9 protein-coding genes are annotated in these 18,052 nt (G+C 72.3%); 8 read left to right on the top strand and 1 reads right to left on the bottom strand.

Annotated elements, in window-relative coordinates; translation table 11 throughout:
• Positions 1 to 60: 60 nt before the first annotated feature.
• The 3 genes from V5O49_RS11820 to pulA all read left to right on the top strand — a co-directional run bounded on the left by V5O49_RS11820 (position 61) and on the right by pulA (position 10,711).
• On the top strand, positions 61 to 1,047 hold the full coding sequence (locus V5O49_RS11820; protein ID WP_278236631.1) for a malate dehydrogenase: 987 nt from the start codon (positions 61 to 63) through the stop codon (positions 1,045 to 1,047).
• 74 nt (positions 1,048 to 1,121) lie between these two features.
• On the top strand, positions 1,122 to 4,706 hold the full coding sequence (locus V5O49_RS11815) for an ABC transporter ATP-binding protein (RefSeq protein ID WP_332902407.1): 3,585 nt from the start codon (positions 1,122 to 1,124) through the stop codon (positions 4,704 to 4,706).
• Positions 4,707 to 4,825: 119 nt separating this feature from the next.
• The gene (pulA, locus tag V5O49_RS11810; protein WP_405001175.1) at positions 4,826 to 10,711 is read left to right on the top strand and encodes a pullulanase-type alpha-1,6-glucosidase; all 5,886 of its coding nucleotides are present in this window, start codon (positions 4,826 to 4,828) and stop codon (positions 10,709 to 10,711) included.
• A gap of 63 nt (positions 10,712 to 10,774) precedes the next feature.
• Here the strand turns inward: pulA and V5O49_RS11805 are convergent, their stop codons facing one another.
• Positions 10,775 to 11,572 (bottom strand): alpha/beta fold hydrolase, encoded by a 798-nt coding sequence (locus V5O49_RS11805; protein WP_332902405.1) that lies wholly within the window; start codon positions 11,570 to 11,572, stop codon positions 10,775 to 10,777.
• A gap of 317 nt (positions 11,573 to 11,889) precedes the next feature.
• Between V5O49_RS11805 and chvE the strand changes: the two genes are divergently transcribed.
• From chvE to V5O49_RS11780, 5 genes are all read left to right on the top strand, one after another.
• Positions 11,890 to 13,053: a multiple monosaccharide ABC transporter substrate-binding protein gene (gene chvE, locus V5O49_RS11800; protein ID WP_332902404.1), complete on the top strand. Its 1,164-nt coding sequence runs from the start codon at positions 11,890 to 11,892 to the stop codon at positions 13,051 to 13,053.
• A 119-nt stretch (positions 13,054 to 13,172) separates the two neighbouring features.
• Positions 13,173 to 14,732 carry a multiple monosaccharide ABC transporter ATP-binding protein gene (gene mmsA, locus V5O49_RS11795; RefSeq protein WP_278236636.1) on the top strand — a complete coding sequence of 520 codons (1,560 nt, stop codon included), beginning with the start codon at positions 13,173 to 13,175 and terminating at the stop codon, positions 14,730 to 14,732.
• The gene (mmsB, locus tag V5O49_RS11790) at positions 14,729 to 15,907 is read left to right on the top strand and encodes a multiple monosaccharide ABC transporter permease (protein WP_332902403.1); all 1,179 of its coding nucleotides are present in this window, start codon (positions 14,729 to 14,731) and stop codon (positions 15,905 to 15,907) included. The genes mmsA and mmsB overlap by 4 nt, the downstream gene beginning before the upstream one ends.
• A gap of 90 nt (positions 15,908 to 15,997) precedes the next feature.
• Complete coding sequence (locus V5O49_RS11785; RefSeq protein ID WP_405001191.1) at positions 15,998 to 17,182, top strand: ROK family transcriptional regulator; 1,185 nt, start codon at positions 15,998 to 16,000, stop codon at positions 17,180 to 17,182.
• Complete coding sequence (locus V5O49_RS11780) at positions 17,179 to 17,922, top strand: ATP-binding cassette domain-containing protein (RefSeq protein WP_278236639.1); 744 nt, start codon at positions 17,179 to 17,181, stop codon at positions 17,920 to 17,922. The genes V5O49_RS11785 and V5O49_RS11780 overlap by 4 nt, the downstream gene beginning before the upstream one ends.
• Positions 17,923 to 18,052: the final 130 nt, after the last annotated feature.

The raw sequence follows: 18,052 nt of genomic DNA, 5'->3' as shown, positions 1-18,052 counted from the left end.
TCGTCGGATCCGACGTCCGGAGGGGATGACGGCGACGGCCGGGTACGCCAGAGTGGGCCCATGAGGACTCCTGTGAACGTCACCGTGACCGGAGCCGCCGGTCAGATCGGGTACGCCCTGCTGTTCCGCATCGCCTCGGGCGCGATGCTGGGACCGGACACCCCCGTGCGGCTCAAGCTTCTCGAGATCCCGCAGGGGGTCAAGGCGGCCGAGGGCACCGCCATGGAGCTCGACGACTGCGCCTTCCCGCTGCTGGCCGGCATCGACATCGACGACGACGCCACCCGCGCCTTCGACGGCACCAACGTCGCGCTGCTGGTCGGCGCCCGTCCCCGCGGGCCCGGCATGGAGCGGGCCGACCTGCTCGAGGCCAACGGCGGCATCTTCGGGCCGCAGGGCACGGCGATCAACGACGGTGCCGCCGACGACGTGCGGGTCCTCGTGGTCGGCAACCCGGCCAACACCAACGCCCTCATCGCGTCCTCGCACGCCCCGGACGTGCCGGACGACCGCTTCACGGCGATGACGCGGCTGGACCACAACCGGGCGCTGTCCCAGGTCGCGCACAAGGCCGGCGTACCGGTGTCCGAGGTGCGCCGCCTGACGATCTGGGGCAACCACTCGGCCACGCAGTACCCCGACCTGTTCCACGCCGACGTCGCCGGCAGCCCCGGCGGCACGCTGACGGCCGACACGGCGTGGCTGACCGACGACTTCATCCCCACCGTCGCCAAGCGCGGCGCGGCCATCATCGACGCCCGCGGGGCGTCCTCGGCCGCGTCGGCGGCGAACGCGGCCATCGACCACGTCCACGACTGGGTGCACGGCACCCCGGCCGGTGACTGGACCAGCGCGGGTCTGGTCTCCCACGGCGAGTACGGCGTGCCCGAGGGGCTGGTGTGCTCCTACCCGGTGACGTCGTCGGACGGCGCCTGGCACGTGGTCGAGGACCTCGAGCTCGACGCGTTCTCGCGCGAGCGCATCGACGCCAGCGTCGCCGAGCTCGTCGCCGAGCGGGACACGGTGCGGTCGCTCGGACTCGTCTGACCGGCACCGCCGGGGGCCCGGGGGCCCGAGGAAAAGGAGTCGAGCGCCGTCGTCGGCCGCTCTAGCCTCGAAGCATGATCGACGTCCCCGCGCCCCCGGCGCGCCCGCCGGCGGTCGCGGAGGACCCGGCGCGGCGGCTCGACTGGCGGCGCCTGCGGAGCCCCGTCGGCGCCGCAGCCCTCGTCGCGCTCGCGATCGGCACGGTCGGGACGGCGCTCGGCACGGTGGTCGCCGGCGGTCTCGCCCAGGACCCGACGGCGGCGGGTGTCGCGCTGCTCGCGCTGTGCCTGGTGGGCGGGGCCCTGCTCGACGCCGCCGGCCAGGTGGCCTGGGCCGGCGTCGTCGACCGCGCCGAGGGCCGCCTGCGCGGCGACCTGCTCAGTGCCGCCCTGCACCAGCCGCTCGGGGTCCTCACCGAGCAGGCCGTCGGGGAGATCCTCGACCGGGTCGACGACGACACCCACGCCGTCGGAGCGCTCGCGCGGCGTCAGCTCTGGGGCATGGGTCGCACCGTCGTCGGCTTCGTCCCGATCTGGGTGGTGGCGGGGGCGACCTGGTGGCCGGCCGCGGTGCTGTTCCCCCTGCTCGGCGCGGTGACCTGGTGGACGGTGCGGCCGCTGCTGGACGAGATCGCCCGCCGCAAGGTCGTCGAGGAGCGCGCCTGGACCGACAACGCGGCGGTGCTCGAGGAGGGCGTCGCCGCGCGGGACGACCTGCGCACCGCCGGGGGCCAGGCGTTCGCGCTGCGCCGGCTGGCGGAGATGTCCGCGCGCGTGCACCGCACCCTGCTCGCGGTGGTGCGGGTCGAGACGCGGCTGCTGGCACGCGTCGGCGTGCTGCTGCACGCCCTGCTGGCCGGCGTCGTCGTGGCCGGGGTGGCGCTCGCGGTGGACGGCGGCATGCCGGTCGACCGGCTGGTCACCCTGTTCCTGGCGACGTCCCTGTTCGTCGGGCAGGTGGACCGGCTGGCCCAGCACCTGCCGGACCTGCAGGAGGGGCTGGGCGCCGTGGTGCGGATCCGCCAGCTCCTGGACTCCGAGCCCGAGCCGTCCGGCGGCGAGCCGCTGCCCGACCGTCCGCTCGACATCGAGGTGCGCGGGCTGCACTTCGCCTACACCGAGGGCACGTTCGCGCTGCGGGACGTGTCGCTGTCCGTGCCGGCCGGCCAGACCGTCGCGTTCGTGGGGCGGACCGGCTCCGGCAAGACGACGCTGGCCTCCCTGCTGTCCCGGGCGGTCGAGCCGCCACGCGGCACCGTCCTCATCGGCGGTGTCGACGTGCGCGACGCCGACCTGGAGCGGCTGCGCGCGGGCGTCGGCGTGGTCACGCAGCGCACCGAGATCCTCGCGGGCACGCTCGCGCAGAACATCACGCTGTTCGCCGACCTGCCGCGCGCCGACGTCACCGCCGCCGTGCGCGAGCTCGGGCTGGCCGACTGGGTGGCCGGGCTGCCCGACGGGCTGGACACGCTCCTCGGACCCGGCGGGACCTCGTTGTCGGCGGGGGAGGAGCAGCTCGTGGCCTTCGCCCGCCTGCTCGTGCGGGACGTGCACCTGGTCGTCCTGGACGAGGCGACCGCGCGCATGGACCCGCACACCGAGGCCCGGGTCGTCGCGGCCGCCGACCGGCTGCTCGCGGGCCGGACCGGTGTGATCGTCGCCCACCGGCTCGGGACCGTGCGGCGCGCGCACCGCGTCGTGGTGCTCGACCACGGCCGGGTGGTGCAGCAGGGGCTGCACGAGGACCTGGTCCACCGGGACGGCCCGTTCCGCGACCTGCTCGCGGCCGGCAGCGGTGCCGGCGACGACGCGCTCGTCGACGGCGCCCCTGCCGACGGCGGAGCCGTGGCGCCCGACGACCGCGTGGCCGGCGAGGGCGTGGCCGACGACGGCACGGCCCCCGGGCTGCGGTCGGGGGCCGTCGGGGGCCGGCGACGGGTCGGCGACCCGCCCGTGCTGACCGATCCCGGAGCTGGCCCCGGGCTGGCCCGCAGCGTCCTGCACGCCCTGGCCACGCGACCGCGGTGGGGGGCTGCGGGAGCGGTGCTGTTCCTGTTCAGCAGCCTGTTCGCGGCCCAGGGTGCGCTTGCGGGCTACCTCTGGGGCCGCGTCGTCGAGACGGTCGCCGCCGGCGGCTCGCCGGGTCCCCTGACCGCCGCCCTGGTGGTCATGCTGCTCGCCGCGCCGCTGTGCCTGGCGGTCGCGGTGCGGCTGTACCCGTCGTGGTGGATCGAGATGCTGCTGCGGGTGCGCGTCGGCGTGCTGGTGGGGCAGACCCGACGGCACCGGTTGCGCCGCTCGCCGGCGGGGGAGGTGGTCGCCCGCGCGCTCGACGGCGACCGGTTCGTGCTCTACGTGGACCGCTGGGTCGACCTGCTCAACGGTCTGGCCGTCGTCCTGGTCACCTGGGCCGTCAGCGGCTCGGCGCTGGCGGGTCTGGTGCTGCTCGCCGTCATGGCGGTGACGGCGGCGTGCGCGCTGGTGGGTCGTCCCGTGGCCGGCCGGACGGCGACCCGGTCCGCCGAGGCGCGGGCGGGGTTCGGCCGGGCCCTGGTCTCGGCCCTGGACGCGGCGCGCACCGTCAAGCTCGCGGCCCGCATCCCGGCGGTGCACCACCACCTGCGTCAGGTCGACGCCGGGCGCGTGGGGGCGGCCGTCCGCGAGCACCGGGTGCAGGCCGTCCTGGACGGCATCCCGACGGTCATGGTGCAGGCGGGTGTGGTGACCGCGTGGGCGCTGCTGCTCGCCGGGACGTGGGACCTCGCCACGACGCTGCTGGTCACCGCCGCCGTGAGCGGGTTCGCGTACTTCGGGGTCGTGGCGGGCGCGGTGATCACCGAGGCGCCGGGGACCCGCGCGTGGCTGCGTGCGACCCAGGCGTTCGCCGCCGGCGCGGACCTGACCCGGCTGCCGGACGGCGTCGACCTGGCCGCGGGCACCGCCCCGGCTCCCGCCCCGCCGGAGGCGTCGTCGGCGCCGTTCGCGCGGCTGGACCTCGAGTCCCTGGAGGCGGTGCACGACGACGGCACGATCGGGGTGTCCGGCGTCGACCTGACCGTGGAGCGGGGCGAGCTCGTGCTGCTGCTCGGCCCGGTCGGGTCGGGCAAGTCGAGCCTGCTCGCCGCCGCGACGGGGCTGATGCAGCACCGGGGCGAGGTGCGGTGGAACGGTGAGCCGGTCCTGGACGCCGAGACCTTCCTGCGTCCGGCCCGGGTGGCCCACGTCGCGCAGGTGCCGCGGGTGCTGTCGGGGACGTTCGCCGAGAACGTCACGCTGGACCACGCGCGCGACGTCGTGGGGCCGGTGGACGTCGCCCGGCTGGCGCCGGACGTCGCCGACGCCGGAGGCGCGGACGCGGTGGTCGGGCACCGCGGGGTGCGGCTCTCGGGCGGCCAGGTGCAGCGGCTCGCCCTGGCGCGGGCCCTGGCGACGGGCTCCGAGGTGCTGCTGGCCGACGACGTGTCCAGCGCCCTGGACGCGGCGACGGAGGTCGAGCTGTGGACGGCGCTGCGCGAGCAGGGGCTCACGGTGATCGGCTCGACCTCGAAGCGCGCGGCGCTCGCCCGCGCCGACCGCGTCGTCGTGCTGCTGGAGGGACGCGTGGTCGAGGTGGGGCCGTGGGCCGAGCTGGAGCGTCGCTGGGGACACCTGGCCGGCTGACCTGCCCCGCCGACCATGCTCGGCGGGCACAGGGCTCTGACCGTTGCTGCAAGGTTGCAGCAACGGTACAGTCCTCCGCAGGTCGCGATCGACGCGCCCGGTCGACGAAGGAGTCCTCCATGGCCCGTGCCACCCGCCCCCCTGCGCCACCACACGCGGTGCCACCTCACGCAGCACCACGACGCGCGGTCGCCTCCCTGGCGGCGCTCGCCGTGGCCGTCCCCGCCGTGGCCGGCGGGCTGGCGCTCGCGGGGGTCCCCGCGGCCAGCGCCGCCGACCGGTCCGTCGCTCTCGTCGGTGACCTGCAGTCCGAGCTGGGCTGCGGCGCCGACTGGGACCCGGCGTGCGACGCCACCGAGCTCGCGCCCGCCGGCGACGGCACCTACACGGCCGAGTTCGACGTGCCCGCCGGCACCTACGAGTACAAGGTCGCGATCGACGACTCCTGGGAGGAGGCCTACGGTCGCGACGGCGGCGGCGACAACGCCCCCCTCGTGCTCGGCGGCGACACCCGCCTGCGCGTCACCTACGACGACGCCACGCACCTGACCGCGCTGACCCCGCTCGGCCTCGCGGGGGAGTACGACGCCGCCACGGACGACGCGCTGGTCGCGGCACCGGCCCGCCAGGCCGGCGGCGACGAGCAGTTCTACTTCGTCATGACGGACCGGTTCGCCAACGGGGACACCACCAACGACACCGCCGGGCTCGGCGACGACCCGCTCGTGTCCGGGTTCGACCCGACGAACAAGGGCTTCTACCAGGGCGGTGACCTGGCCGGTCTGCACGAGAACCTCGACTACATCGAGGGGCTGGGCACGACGGCCATCTGGCTGACCCCGTCGTTCAAGAACCGCCCCGTCCAGGGCAGCGGCGACGACGTCTCGGCCGGCTACCACGGGTACTGGATCACGGACTTCACGCAGATCGACCCGCACCTGGGCACCAACGCGGAGCTCGAGGCGCTCATCGCCGACGCCCACTCGCGCGGCATCAAGGTGTACTTCGACATCATCACCAACCACACGGCCGACGTCGTCGACTACGCCGAGGGCGAGTACTCGTACGTCGACCAGGCGACCTCGCCATACACCGACGCCGCCGGGAACACCTTCGACCCGGCCGACTACGCGGGCACGGGCGACTTCCCCGAGCTCGACGCCACGACGTCGTTCCCCTACACGCCGGTGGTCGCCGACGCCGACGCCGACCTCAAGGTGCCGGCCTGGCTCAACGACTCGACGCTGTACCACAACCGCGGCAACTCGACCTGGAGCGGGGAGTCCGTCACCTACGGCGACTTCTCCGGCCTGGACGACCTCATGACCGAGCACCCGACCGTGGTGAACGGGTTCGTCGAGGTCTACCAGGACTGGGTCGACCTCGGCATCGACGGGTTCCGCATCGACACCGTCAAGCACGTCGACCGCGAGTTCTGGGACACCTGGACCACCGAGGTCCTCGACTACGCCCACGCCGCCGGCAAGGACGAGTTCTTCATGTTCGGCGAGGTGTACGACGCCGACCCGAAGCTGCTCTCGCCGTACGTGCGCGAGACCGACATGAGCTCGGTGCTCGACTTCGCCTTCCAGGCCTCGGCCACCAGCTACGCCAGCGGCAACAGCGCGAAGGGACTCGCCGGGATGTTCGCCGGCGACGACCGGTACACGACGCCGGACACCTCCGCGGCCGCGCTGCCGACCTTCCTCGGCAACCACGACATGGGCCGCGTCGGCTACATGCTGAACAGCACCGACGACCCGCTGGCACGTGACGAGCTCGCCCACGAGCTGATGTACCTCACGCGCGGCCAGCCCGTCGTCTACTACGGCGACGAGCAGGGCTTCGCCGGCAGCGGCGGCGACAAGGACGCCCGCCAGACGCTGTTCGCCACCCAGGTGGACTCCTACGCCAACCAGGAGCTGGTCACCGGCGAGACCGCCGGCAGCCAGGACCGGTACGACACCGACGCCCCGCTGTACTCGCTGATCGCCGACCTCTCGGCGCTGCGGGAGGGCACGCCGGCGCTGGGGCAGGGTGCGCAGATCGAGCGTTACATCGGCGATGCGGACGACGGCACGGATGGTGTCTACGCCGTCAGCCGCGTCGACCGGGACGAGAAGGTCGAGCACCTCGTGGCGCTGAACAACGCCTCCGAGGAGCGCACGGCCACCTTCACCACCCTCACCCCGGGGGCCACGTACAGCGCGCTGTACGGGGAGACCGGCGAGGTCACGGCCGACGCCGCGGGCGAGGTGACGGTGACGGTCCCGGCGACCTCCGCCGTCGTGCTGGTCGCCGACCGCACGGTCGGTGCGGACACCGCCGGTGAGATCGCCGTCGAGGTGCCGGCGGCCGGTGCCGCCGTGTCCGGTGACGCCCCGGTGCGCGCTGCGATCGACGACGCCTGGGCGGAGACCTCCTTCGCCTGGCGCGAGGTCGGCACCACCGACTGGCAGCCGCTCGGCACCGCCGAGGACACCACCCCGCGGGTCTTCCACACCACGGCCGGCCTGCCCGAGGGCACCCTGGTCGAGTACCGCGCGGTCACCGTCGACGCCGACGGCGACCGTGCCGCGGCCTCGACGTTCGCCTCCGTGGGGGTCGACGTCTCCGGCGTGGCCGGCGAGGAGGAGCCCCCGAGCGACATCGACATGGTGACCGTGCCCGGCAGCCACAACAGCGAGATGGGCTGTGCCGGGGACTGGACGCCGGACTGCGAGAACGCCCGCCTCACGGAGCGCGCCGACGGCGTGTACGAGGGCACCTTCGACGTGCCGGCCGGCGACTACGAGTACAAGGTCGCGATCAACGGCTCGTGGGACCTCAACTATGGCGCCGGGGGCGAGCAGAACGGCCCCAACGCCACGTACACCCATGACGGTGGCGAGATCACCTTCTACTGGGACCCGGTGAGCACGGACTTCTCCTCGACCGCCCAGGGCCCGATCGTCACGCTGCCCGGCTCCTACCAGGACGAGGCCGGCTGCCCCGGCGACTGGCAGCCCGAGTGCCTCGCGACCTGGGCCAAGGACCCGGACGGCGACGGCGTCTACACCTGGTCCACCGACGCCCTCCCGGGTGGTGCCTACGAGGTCAAGGTGGCCCACGGCATGAGCTGGGCCGAGAACTACGGGGTCGACGGGGCGCGTGACGGCGCGAACTACTCCTTCTCCGTGGGGGAGAGTGAGACCGTGACGTTCTCCTACGACATCGCCACCCACGAGCTGACCATCGGCACCGAGAACCCGCCGCTGGCGGGTCTGGGCCAGCAGGCCGCGCACTGGGTGCGTGAGGACCTGCTGCTCGCCCCGGGCGACCTGGGCAGCGGCGACGTGTGGACCCTGTGGACCGCCCCCGAGGGCGGCCTCGAGGTCTCGTCGGGTGACGACGGTGACACGGTGACCGGACCCGACGGCGGCGAGCTGCCTGCGGTTGCGGCCTCCTACACGCTCGAGCCCGGCGACCTGCCGGACGGCGTGACCGAGGACTTCCCGGCGCTCGCCGACCACACGGCGCTCGTGCCGACGTCGGACGGCGAGGCCCTGGACCGCGCGACGGTCGAGGAGCTGCTCACCGGCCAGCTGCTGGTGACCCGCACCGACGGTGACACCCTCACCGCCGCCACCGGGGTGCAGGTGCCGGGCGTGCTGGACGACCTGTACGCCAAGGAAGCTGCGGAACGTACGCTCGGGGTCACGGTGCAGCCGAACCTCAAGTGGGCGACGTTCGCGCTGTGGGCACCGACGGCTCAGGACGTCGACCTGCTGGTCTGGCCCGCGGGTCGCGACCTGGGGGAGGAGCCCGACCGGTTCGACGCCGCGCGGGCCGCCGACGGCACCTGGCTGCTCGACGGCAAGGCCGAGGACAAGGAGTACCCCTGGTACGGCGCGCGGTACCAGTTCGCCGTCGAGGTGTACGTTCCGGGACACGGGGGCAACCCGGGAAGGATGGAGACGAACGTCGTCACCGACCCGTACTCGGTGGCGCTGACCACCGACTCGACGCACTCGGTGGTCGTGTCCCTGGACGACAAGCAGTTCCGTCCGAAGGTCTGGCGCACCAGCGCCCAGCCCGTCGTGGAGCGGCCCGTCGACCAGACGATCTACGAGCTGCACGTGCGGGACTTCTCGATCGAGGACTCGACGGTCCCCGAGGAGGTGCGGGGCTCCTACCTGGCCTTCGCCGAGTCGGACTCGGACGGCATGACCCACCTGCGTGAGCTGGCCGAGGCCGGCATGACGACGGTGCACCTGCTGCCGACGTTCGACATCGCCTCGATCACCGAGGACCCGGCCGACCAGAAGACCACCGGCGACCTGTCCGGGTTCGCCCCGGACTCCACGGAGCAGCAGGCCGCCGTGGCCGAGGTGCAGGGCCAGGACGCCTTCAACTGGGGCTACGACCCGTACCACTTCACCACGCCGGAGGGCTCCTACGCCGTCGACCGTGAGGGCGGGGCCCGCGTGGCCGAGTTCCGCACGATGGTGGGCTCGCTGCACGAGGCCGGGCTCCAGGTGGTCCTCGACCAGGTGTTCAACCACACCGCCCAGAGCGGCCAGGCCTCGACGTCGGTGCTGGACAAGGTCGTGCCGGGCTACTACCACCGGCTGAACGCGACCACGGGCGCCGTCGAGACCAGCACCTGCTGCCAGAACGTCGCCACCGAGCACGCCATGGCCGAGCAGCTCATGGTCGACTCGGTCGTCACCTGGGCCCGCGACTACAAGGTCGACGGTTTCCGGTTCGACCTCATGGGTCACCACTCGCGCGAGAACATGCTCGCCGTCCGCGAGGCGCTCGACGCGCTGACGGTCGACGAGGACGGCGTGGACGGCTCGGCCGTCTACCTGTACGGCGAGGGCTGGAACTTCGGCGAGGTGGCCAACAACGCCCTGTTCACGCAGGCCACGCAGGGCCAGCTCGGCGGCACGGGGATCGGGACGTTCAGCGACCGGCTCCGCGACGCCGTGCACGGCGGCTCGCCCCTCGACGGTCCGTCGACGTTCACCCAGGGCTTCGGCACCGGGCTGTTCACCGACCCGAACGGTCGGGAGGCCCGGACCGGCGAGCCCGGCACGGTGAACGACGGCGGGGACGACGAGGCGGCCGACCTCGCCCACCAGACGGACCTGGTCCGCCTGGGGCTGGCCGGCAACCTGCGGGACTACACGTTCCTCACCTCGGACGGCGAGACGACCCGGGGCGAGGACCTCGACTACCGCGGCTCCCCGGCCGGGTACGCCGAGTCCCCGGAGGAGGTCGTCACGTACGTCGACGCCCACGACAACGAGACGCTGTTCGACCTGCTCACGCTCAAGCTGCCGCAGGCCACCTCGATGGACGACCGCGTCCGGATGAACACCGTCTCGCTCGGCACGGCGGCACTGGCCCAGACGCCGTCGTTCTGGCACGCCGGCACGGACCTGCTCCGCTCGAAGTCGCTGGACCGCAACTCCTACGACTCCGGCGACTGGTTCAACGCCATCGACTGGTCGGGCCAGGACAACGGGTTCGCCCGGGGTCTGCCGATGGCCGCGGACAACGAGGAGAAATGGCCGCTCATGGCGCCGCTGCTGGCCGACCCGGCGCTCAAGCCGACGCCGGAGCACATCGCCACGGCCTCCGCGCAGGCGCGGGAGCTGCTGGAGCTGCGCTCGTCGACGCAGCTCTTCCGGCTGGGGTCGGCCGAGCTCATCGGTGAGAAGGTCTCCTTCCCCGGCTCGGGCCCGGACGCCGTCCCGGGTGTCATCGTCATGGCGATCGACGACACGGTCGGTGCCGACGTCGACCCGGCGCTCGACGGGGCGCTCGTGGTGTTCAACGCCTCGCCCGAGGCGGCCACGATCGACCTGCCGGACCTCGCCGGACGGGGCTTCGAGCTCTCGCCGGTGCAGGCCGGCGGCGTCGACCCCGTCGTCCAGGAGACCTCCTGGGACGGCGAGGCCGGGAGCGTGACGGTGCCGGCGCGGACCGTCGCGGTGCTGGTCGAACCCACCGCCTGACCAGGGCGGACGGCGGGCGGGCCCGGGAGCGGGCCCGCCCGCCGTCGTGCTCCCCGGCGGGGTTCAGCCGCGGACACCGGCCAGGAAGGCCCGGACCGTGCGTGTGAAGGCCTCGGGAGTCTCGAGGTTGCTCAGGTGACCGGCCGCGGGGAGCACGACGAGGCGGGCGCCGGGGATCGCCTCGTGGAGGGCGGTGGCAACGGGCAGCGGCGCGCGGACGTCGAGCTCGCCGTGCAGCACGAGCGTGGGCACGCGGACGCTCCCGAGGGCGTCACGCAGGTCGGCGCCGGCCATGGCCTCGAGCATGGTGAGGCTCGCGCGCGGGTGGACCCCGGACATCAGGCCGAGGGTCCGCCTCCGCAGAGCGTCCGGTGCGGATGGGGTCAGCAGGCCGGGCAGGTACTCCGGCAGCCACTCGTGCGGGTCGCGGTTCACGTCGTCGGCGGCGCGTCGGAGCCGGCGGTCGACCTCGTCGGGCGGGAGCGAACCCGACCAGCCGGCGTAGGCGCCGGCGAGGACGAGGGAGCGCGGCACGTCCGGGTGCCGTGCCGCCAGGGCGAGCGCCACCCCGCCGCCGAACGACAGTCCCAGGACGTGGGGTCGGCCCCGGTCCAGGGCCGCCACGAACCCGGCGAGGACGTCGGCATGGTCGCCGAGCGTGAAGTCCTCCGGCGGGTCGTCGGACCCGCCCGCTCCCGGGGCGTCCCACGCGACGACGTCGTAGGCGTCGGCCAGGGCGTCGAGCTGCGGGGCCCAGGACCGGCTGTCGAACCCGAAACCGCCGTGCAGGAGCACCAGCGGGGCACCGGACCCCGCCCGGCGGTACGTGATCGTCAGCCCGGGCACCGTCACCGAGTCCATGTCTGAGCATGGCACCGGGGCCGGGTGGCGTGCCATCATCTGGGGCGGCTTCGGGGGTGACACCCCGGCATAAGTTCGAGCACCGAACCCAACGGACAGCGTTATCCGGTCAAATCGGACCCTGCGGCGGCGGTGTGAACGCTCACTTTGTAACCAGATCGTGATTCTCTCGCGCCGTTCCGGCATTGACTTCGAGTCCCGAAGTCAGCACAGTGGTCTTCGGTCACCGCGACGGTGGCTTCGGTCCGGCCCTCCGTGGGCACCGGTGGTGAAGGTCGCCGCCGGGGGGACCCTCGACGACGAGAAGGAGCGCGAGGATGCGACTCGGCAAGAAGATGGGCGTGGTCGCCGCGGGTGCGGCGCTGGCGCTCACCCTCACCGCCTGCGCGGGTGAAGGCGCGGGCAGCGACAGCGGCAGCAGCGACGGCGGGGACTCCGCGGCCGAAGGCGGCGACCTGAGCGTCGGCGTCGCGATGCCCACCGAGACGTCGGAGCGGTGGATCGCCGACGGCAACGCGGTGCAGTCGGGCCTCGAGGAGGCCGGCTACGGCGTCGACCTGCAGTTCGCGGGCGACGACATCCCCACCCAGACCCAGCAGATCGACGCCATGATCACCGGCGGCGTCGACGCGCTGATCATCGCCGCGATCGACGGCACGGCCCTGACGAGCCAGCTCGAGGCCGCCGCCGCCGCAGACATCCCGGTGGTCTCCTACGACCGCCTCATCAACGGCAGCGAGCACGTGGACTTCTACGTCTCGTTCGACAACTACAAGGTCGGCGTCGCCCAGGCGACCGCTCTCCTGTACGGGCTGGGTCTCACCGACCAGGACGGCAACCCGACCGACGAGGAGGGCCCGTTCAACGTCGAGCTCTTCGCCGGCTCGCCCGACGACAACAACGCGACCTTCTTCTGGAACGGCGCGATGGACACGCTCCAGCCGTTCCTCGACAGCGGTGCGCTCGAGGTCCCGTCCGGCCAGACCGAGTTCGACCAGGCCGCCATCCTGCGCTGGCAGCAGGAGACCGCGCAGAAGCGCATGGAGGACCTCATCACCTCCACGTACTCCGGTGACACCGAGCTGCACGGCGTGCTGTCCCCGTACGACGGCCTCTCCCGCGGCATCATCACCGCCCTGAAGGGTGCCGGCTTCGGCGACACGATCGAGGACGGCCTGCCCGTCGTCACCGGCCAGGACGCCGAGATCGCCTCGGTCAAGCTGATCCAGGACGGCGTGCAGCAGTCCACGATCTTCAAGGACACCCGCAAGCTGGCCGACCAGGCCGTGGTCGCCACCGAGGCCTTCCTCGCGGGCGAGGAGCCCGAGGCGAACGACACCGAGACGTACGACAACGGCGTCAAGGTCGTCCCGTCCTACCTCCTCGAGGTCGACACCGTCTACGCGGACAACATCACCGAGCTGCTGGTCGACAGCGGCTACTGGACCCAGGACGAGATCGACGCCGGCCAGGCCGAGTGATCCGATCCTGACCACCGGGCCCGCTCCCGCCACCGCGGTGGCGGGAGCGGGCCCGGCCAGGGACCGCGGTCGGCGTCGCCGGTCCGCGGGCACACCCAGAAGGAGGGACGAGGGCGCACATGAGCACGATCCTGGAGATGCGCTCCATCACCAAGGAGTTCCCGGGCGTCAAGGCGCTGTCCGGAGTCGACCTCGACGTCGGCGAGCAGGAGATCCACGCGATCTGCGGCGAGAACGGTGCCGGCAAGTCGACGCTGATGAAGGTGCTCTCGGGGGTCTACCCCCACGGCAGCTACGACGGCGAGATCGTCTTCGAGGGCGAGACGGTGCGGTTCGGGTCGATCAACGACTCCGAGGACCAGGGCATCGTCATCATCCACCAGGAGCTCGCCCTGGTGCCGTACCTCTCCGTGGCCGAGAACATCTTCCTCGGCAACGAGAAGCGCGGCCCCCTCGGGCTGATCGACTGGAACGACGCCAACCACCGCGCGGCCGAGCTGCTCGAGCGGGTCGGGCTGCACGAGAACCCCATGACGCCCGTGCAGCAGCTCGGCGTGGGCAAGCAGCAGCTCATCGAGATCGCCAAGGCGCTGTCGAAGAAGGTCAGGCTGCTCATCCTCGACGAGCCGACCGCCGCCCTGAACGACACGGACTCGGCCCACCTGCTCGACCTGCTGCGAGCGCTGCGGGACGAGGGCATCACCTGCATCATCATCTCGCACAAGCTCAACGAGATCGCGGACATCGCCGACCGCACGACGATCATCCGCGACGGCGAGACGATCGAGACGATCGACATGTCCGAGCCGGACTCCACGCAGGACCGGATCATCCGCGGCATGGTGGGTCGTGACCTCGAGAACCGCTACCCGCACCGCACGCCGGAGATCGGCGAGGAGGTGCTGCGGATCGAGAACTGGAGCGTGGACCACCCGACCCAGGCCGGGCGCCAGGTGATCTCCGACGCCTCCTTCAACGTCCGTGCCGGCGAGGTCGTCGGGATCGCCGGCCTCATGGGTGCCGGCCGCACCGAGCTCGCCATGAGCGTCTTCGGGCACAGCTACGGGCGGAACATCCGTGGAACCGTCTACAAGGACGGCCGGGCCGTCCAGGTCCGGGACGTGTCCGAGGCGATCCGCCACAAGATCGCGTACGCGACGGAGGACCGCAAGCGGTACGGGCTCAACCTGCTCGACGACATCCGGCACAACATCTCCTCGGCCGGGCTGCGCCAGCTCGCGCCCGGCGGGTGGGTCAACGCCAACGAGGAGCTGAAGGTCGCCGAGGAGTACCGCGAGTCGCTCAACGTCAAGACGCCCCACGTGCTGGCGAACGTCGGCAAGCTGTCCGGCGGCAACCAGCAGAAGGTCGTGCTGTCCAAGTGGCTGTACACCGACCCGGACGTGCTCATCCTCGACGAACCGACGCGCGGCATCGACGTCGGCGCCAAGTACGAGATCTACACGATCATCAACAAGATGGTCGCCGCCGGGAAGGCGGTCATCGTCATCTCCTCGGAGCTGCCCGAGCTGCTCGGCATCTGCGACCGCGTGTACACGCTGGCCTTCGGCCGGATCACCGGTGAGCTCCCGGTCGCCGAGGCGACCCAGGAACGACTCATGGAGCTCATGACCCTCGAGCGCGACCAGCCCCTGCCCACGAAGGAATCGATCTCATGAACGTCATCGCCGGAGCCCGGGACCTCGCGACCCGGCACCTGCGCGAGAGCGGCATCTTCATCGCGTTCGCCGCGCTCGTGATCCTCTTCGCCGCGCTGAACCCCAACTTCCTCAGCGCGAACAACCTGACGAACATCATCCTGCAGTACTCCTACATCCTGATCCTCGCGATCGGCATGGTGATGGTGATCGTCGCCGGACAGATCGACCTGTCGGTCGGATCGGTGGTGGCCCTCACCGGGGCCGTGTCGGCGGTGGTCGTCATCAGGATGGGCATGCCGTGGTACGTCGGTGTGCTCGCTGCCCTCGTCGTCGGCCTGCTGGTCGGCATCTGGCAGGGATTCTGGGTGGCCTACGTCGGCATCCCCGGGTTCATCGTGTCGCTCGCCGGCATGCTGCTCTTCCGCGGCCTGACCTACCTGGTGCTCGACAACGTCTCGCTCTCGCCGTTCGGCGGGACCTACTACGAGATCGCCAACGGGTTCCTCAACGGTCTGCTCGGCGGGATGGGCTTCGACGTCTTCACCCTGGTCATCTTCGGCATCGCGGTGGCCGGCTACGCCATCAGCCAGTGGCGCAGCCGCCAGGGCAAGATCGCCTACCAGCAGCAGGTCGAGACGATGGGCCTGTTCGTGCTGAAGATCGTCCTCGTCGCGGCCGTGGTCATGTGGTTCGGCTACCAGCTGTCCACCTACCGCGGGCTCCCGCTGGTGCTCATCATCCTGGCGGTGCTGATCATCGTCTACGCGCTGGTGACGCAGAAGTCCGTCTTCGGCCGGCACATCTACGCCGTCGGCGGCAACCGGCACGCCGCCGAGCTGTCCGGTGTGAAGGTCCGCCGGATCAACTTCTGGGTCTTCGTCAACATGGGCGTCCTGGCCTCCGTGGCCGGCATCGTGTACTCCTCGCGCATGAACGCCGCCCAGCCGGGCGCCGGCAACATGTTCGAGCTCGACGCGATCGCCGCCTGCTTCATCGGTGGTGCCTCCACCACCGGCGGTATCGGCCGCGTGGGCGGCGCGATGATCGGTGGTCTGATCATGGCGGTCATGTCCAACGGCATGCAGCTCATGGGTGTGCCGCAGTCGATGCAGCAGGTGGTCAAGGGCCTCGTGCTCCTGCTCGCCGTCGCCTTCGACATCTGGAACAAGAAGCGCGCCGCCTCGGCACGCTGATCCGGCACGACGGCGGGCGGTCGGGGGCGAGGTCCCCCGGCCGCCCGTCGTCGACGCCTAGACTCACCGCTCGTGAAGGGACGGCAGGCCATGGCGCGGACGCAGTCGTCGCTGCGGGAGGCCAACCGTGCTCGAGTGGTCGACGCGGTCAAGAAGCACGGGAGTCTCACCCAGGTGGAGCTGACGGGCGCCACGGGGCTGTCCGCGGCCACGGTGTCGACCATCGTCAAGGAGCTCGTGGCCGCCGAGGTCGTCGAGGTCCGCAACACCGTCCGGTCCGGCCGGCGGGCCCAGCTCGTCACGCTCGCCCACCGGGTCGGCCTCGTGGCCGGCGTCGTCGTCGGGTACCGCACGATGCGGGTGGCGATCGCCGACGTCGCGCACGAGATCCTCGCCGAGCAGAGCCTGCCCCTGCCCGCCGACCACCGCTCCGACACGAGCCTCGACCGCGCCGCCCTCCTCGTCGTCGACCTGCTCGACCGCATCGGGTCGACCCTCGACGAGCTGCTCAGCATCGGGCTCGGCGTCCCGGCGCCGGTCCATCCCACGACCGGGATGCTCAGCGTCCGCGGTGTGCTGCGCGGCTGGGACGCCGTCCAGATCGGCCAGGTGCTGGAGAAGCGGCTCGCCCGGCCCGTGTACGTCGACAACGACGCGAACCTAGGTGCGCTCGCCGAGTCGACGATGGGCGTGGGCCGACCGTGGCGCGACATGATCTACATCAGCGTCGCGCACGGTGTCGGGGCCGGACTCGTCATCGGCGGGACGGTGCACCGCGGGGTCGACGGCACGGCCGGGGAGATCGGGCACGTCCAGGTCGACCCGGCCGGACGCATCTGCCTGTGCGGCAGCCGGGGCTGCCTGAACACCGTGGTCGGCCTGCCGGCGCTGCTGGAGCCTCTGCAGACCAGTCACGGCCACCTCTCCCTGCGCGACGTCGTGCGCCTGGCCGGCGACGACGACCCGGGATGCCGGGAGATCGTGGCCGACGCGGGGGAACGTGTCGGCGGTGTCGTCGCCGCCCTGGCGACGGGTCTGGGCATCCAGGGCGTCGTCGTCGGCGGTGAGCTGGCAGCGACGGGGGAGACGTTTCTGGCACCCTTGCGTGCGGCGCTCGAACGGCGCACGGTGCTCAACCAGGCCGGAGGCCCGGAGGTCGTCCCCTCCGCGCTGGGGACGCGGGCCGAGCTGGTGGGTGCCGTCGCGCTCGCTCTCGAGCACACCGACGTGTTCGACCGACATGACCGCACCGACGAGGAGATGGCTGGACGATGAGGCCGCCACAGTCCCGCACGCCCCTGCTCGCCCTGCACGAGGTGAGCAAGTACTTCGGTGCCGTCGAGGCGCTGGTGGGCGTGGACCTCGAGGTGCACGCCCACGAGGTGGTGGCGCTCGTCGGGGACAACGGTGCCGGCAAGTCGACACTGGCGCAGGTCGTGGCCGGGGTGCTGTCGCCGGACGCCGGGCAGATCGAGATCGCCGGTCGGCCGGTGACCATCTCCTCGCCGTCGGCGGCCAACGAGCTCGGCGTGGCCAGCGTGTTCCAGGACCTGGCCGTCTGCGAGAACCTCGACGTCACCGCCAACGTGTTCCTCGGCCGCGAGCAGCGCAACCGCCTCGGGCTGATGCACGAGGGGGAGATGGAGGTCGAGACCCGCCGGCTGCTGCAGCGGCTGACGGTGCGGATCCCCTCGGTGCGCACCACGCTCCGTCAGCTCTCGGCGGGGCAGCGGCAGGCCGTCGCGATCGCCCGCACCCTCATCGGCGACCCGCGCATCGTGGTGCTCGACGAGCCCACGGCGGCGTTGTCGGTGGCGCAGACCGGTGAGGTGCTGACCCACATCCAGCGCCTGCGCGACCTGGGGCTGGGCGTGATCCTCATCAGCCACAACCTCAACGACGTCCGGGCGGTCGCCGACCGCATCGAGGTGCTGCGCCACGGGCGCAACAACGGCTCCTTCCCGGCCACGGCGTCGCACGAGTCCATCCTGGCCGCCATCACCGGAGCGGCCTGACACTGTCCCGCCGGGGCCGGGCGACCGCCCGCGCCACCGACGGGTCCGACGGCGGTGCCGCCGTCGCCCACCGCGTGACGGTGCGTGAACCGTGACGTCGCGCTGCGTGGTTTCTTGACGACGAGGAACG

The organism is Isoptericola haloaureus (assembly GCF_036689775.1).
Lineage (GTDB): Bacteria > Actinomycetota > Actinomycetes > Actinomycetales > Cellulomonadaceae > Isoptericola > Isoptericola haloaureus.
Note: the sequence above shows the minus strand (reverse complement) of the source record. Positions and strands in the feature narration are given on the sequence as shown.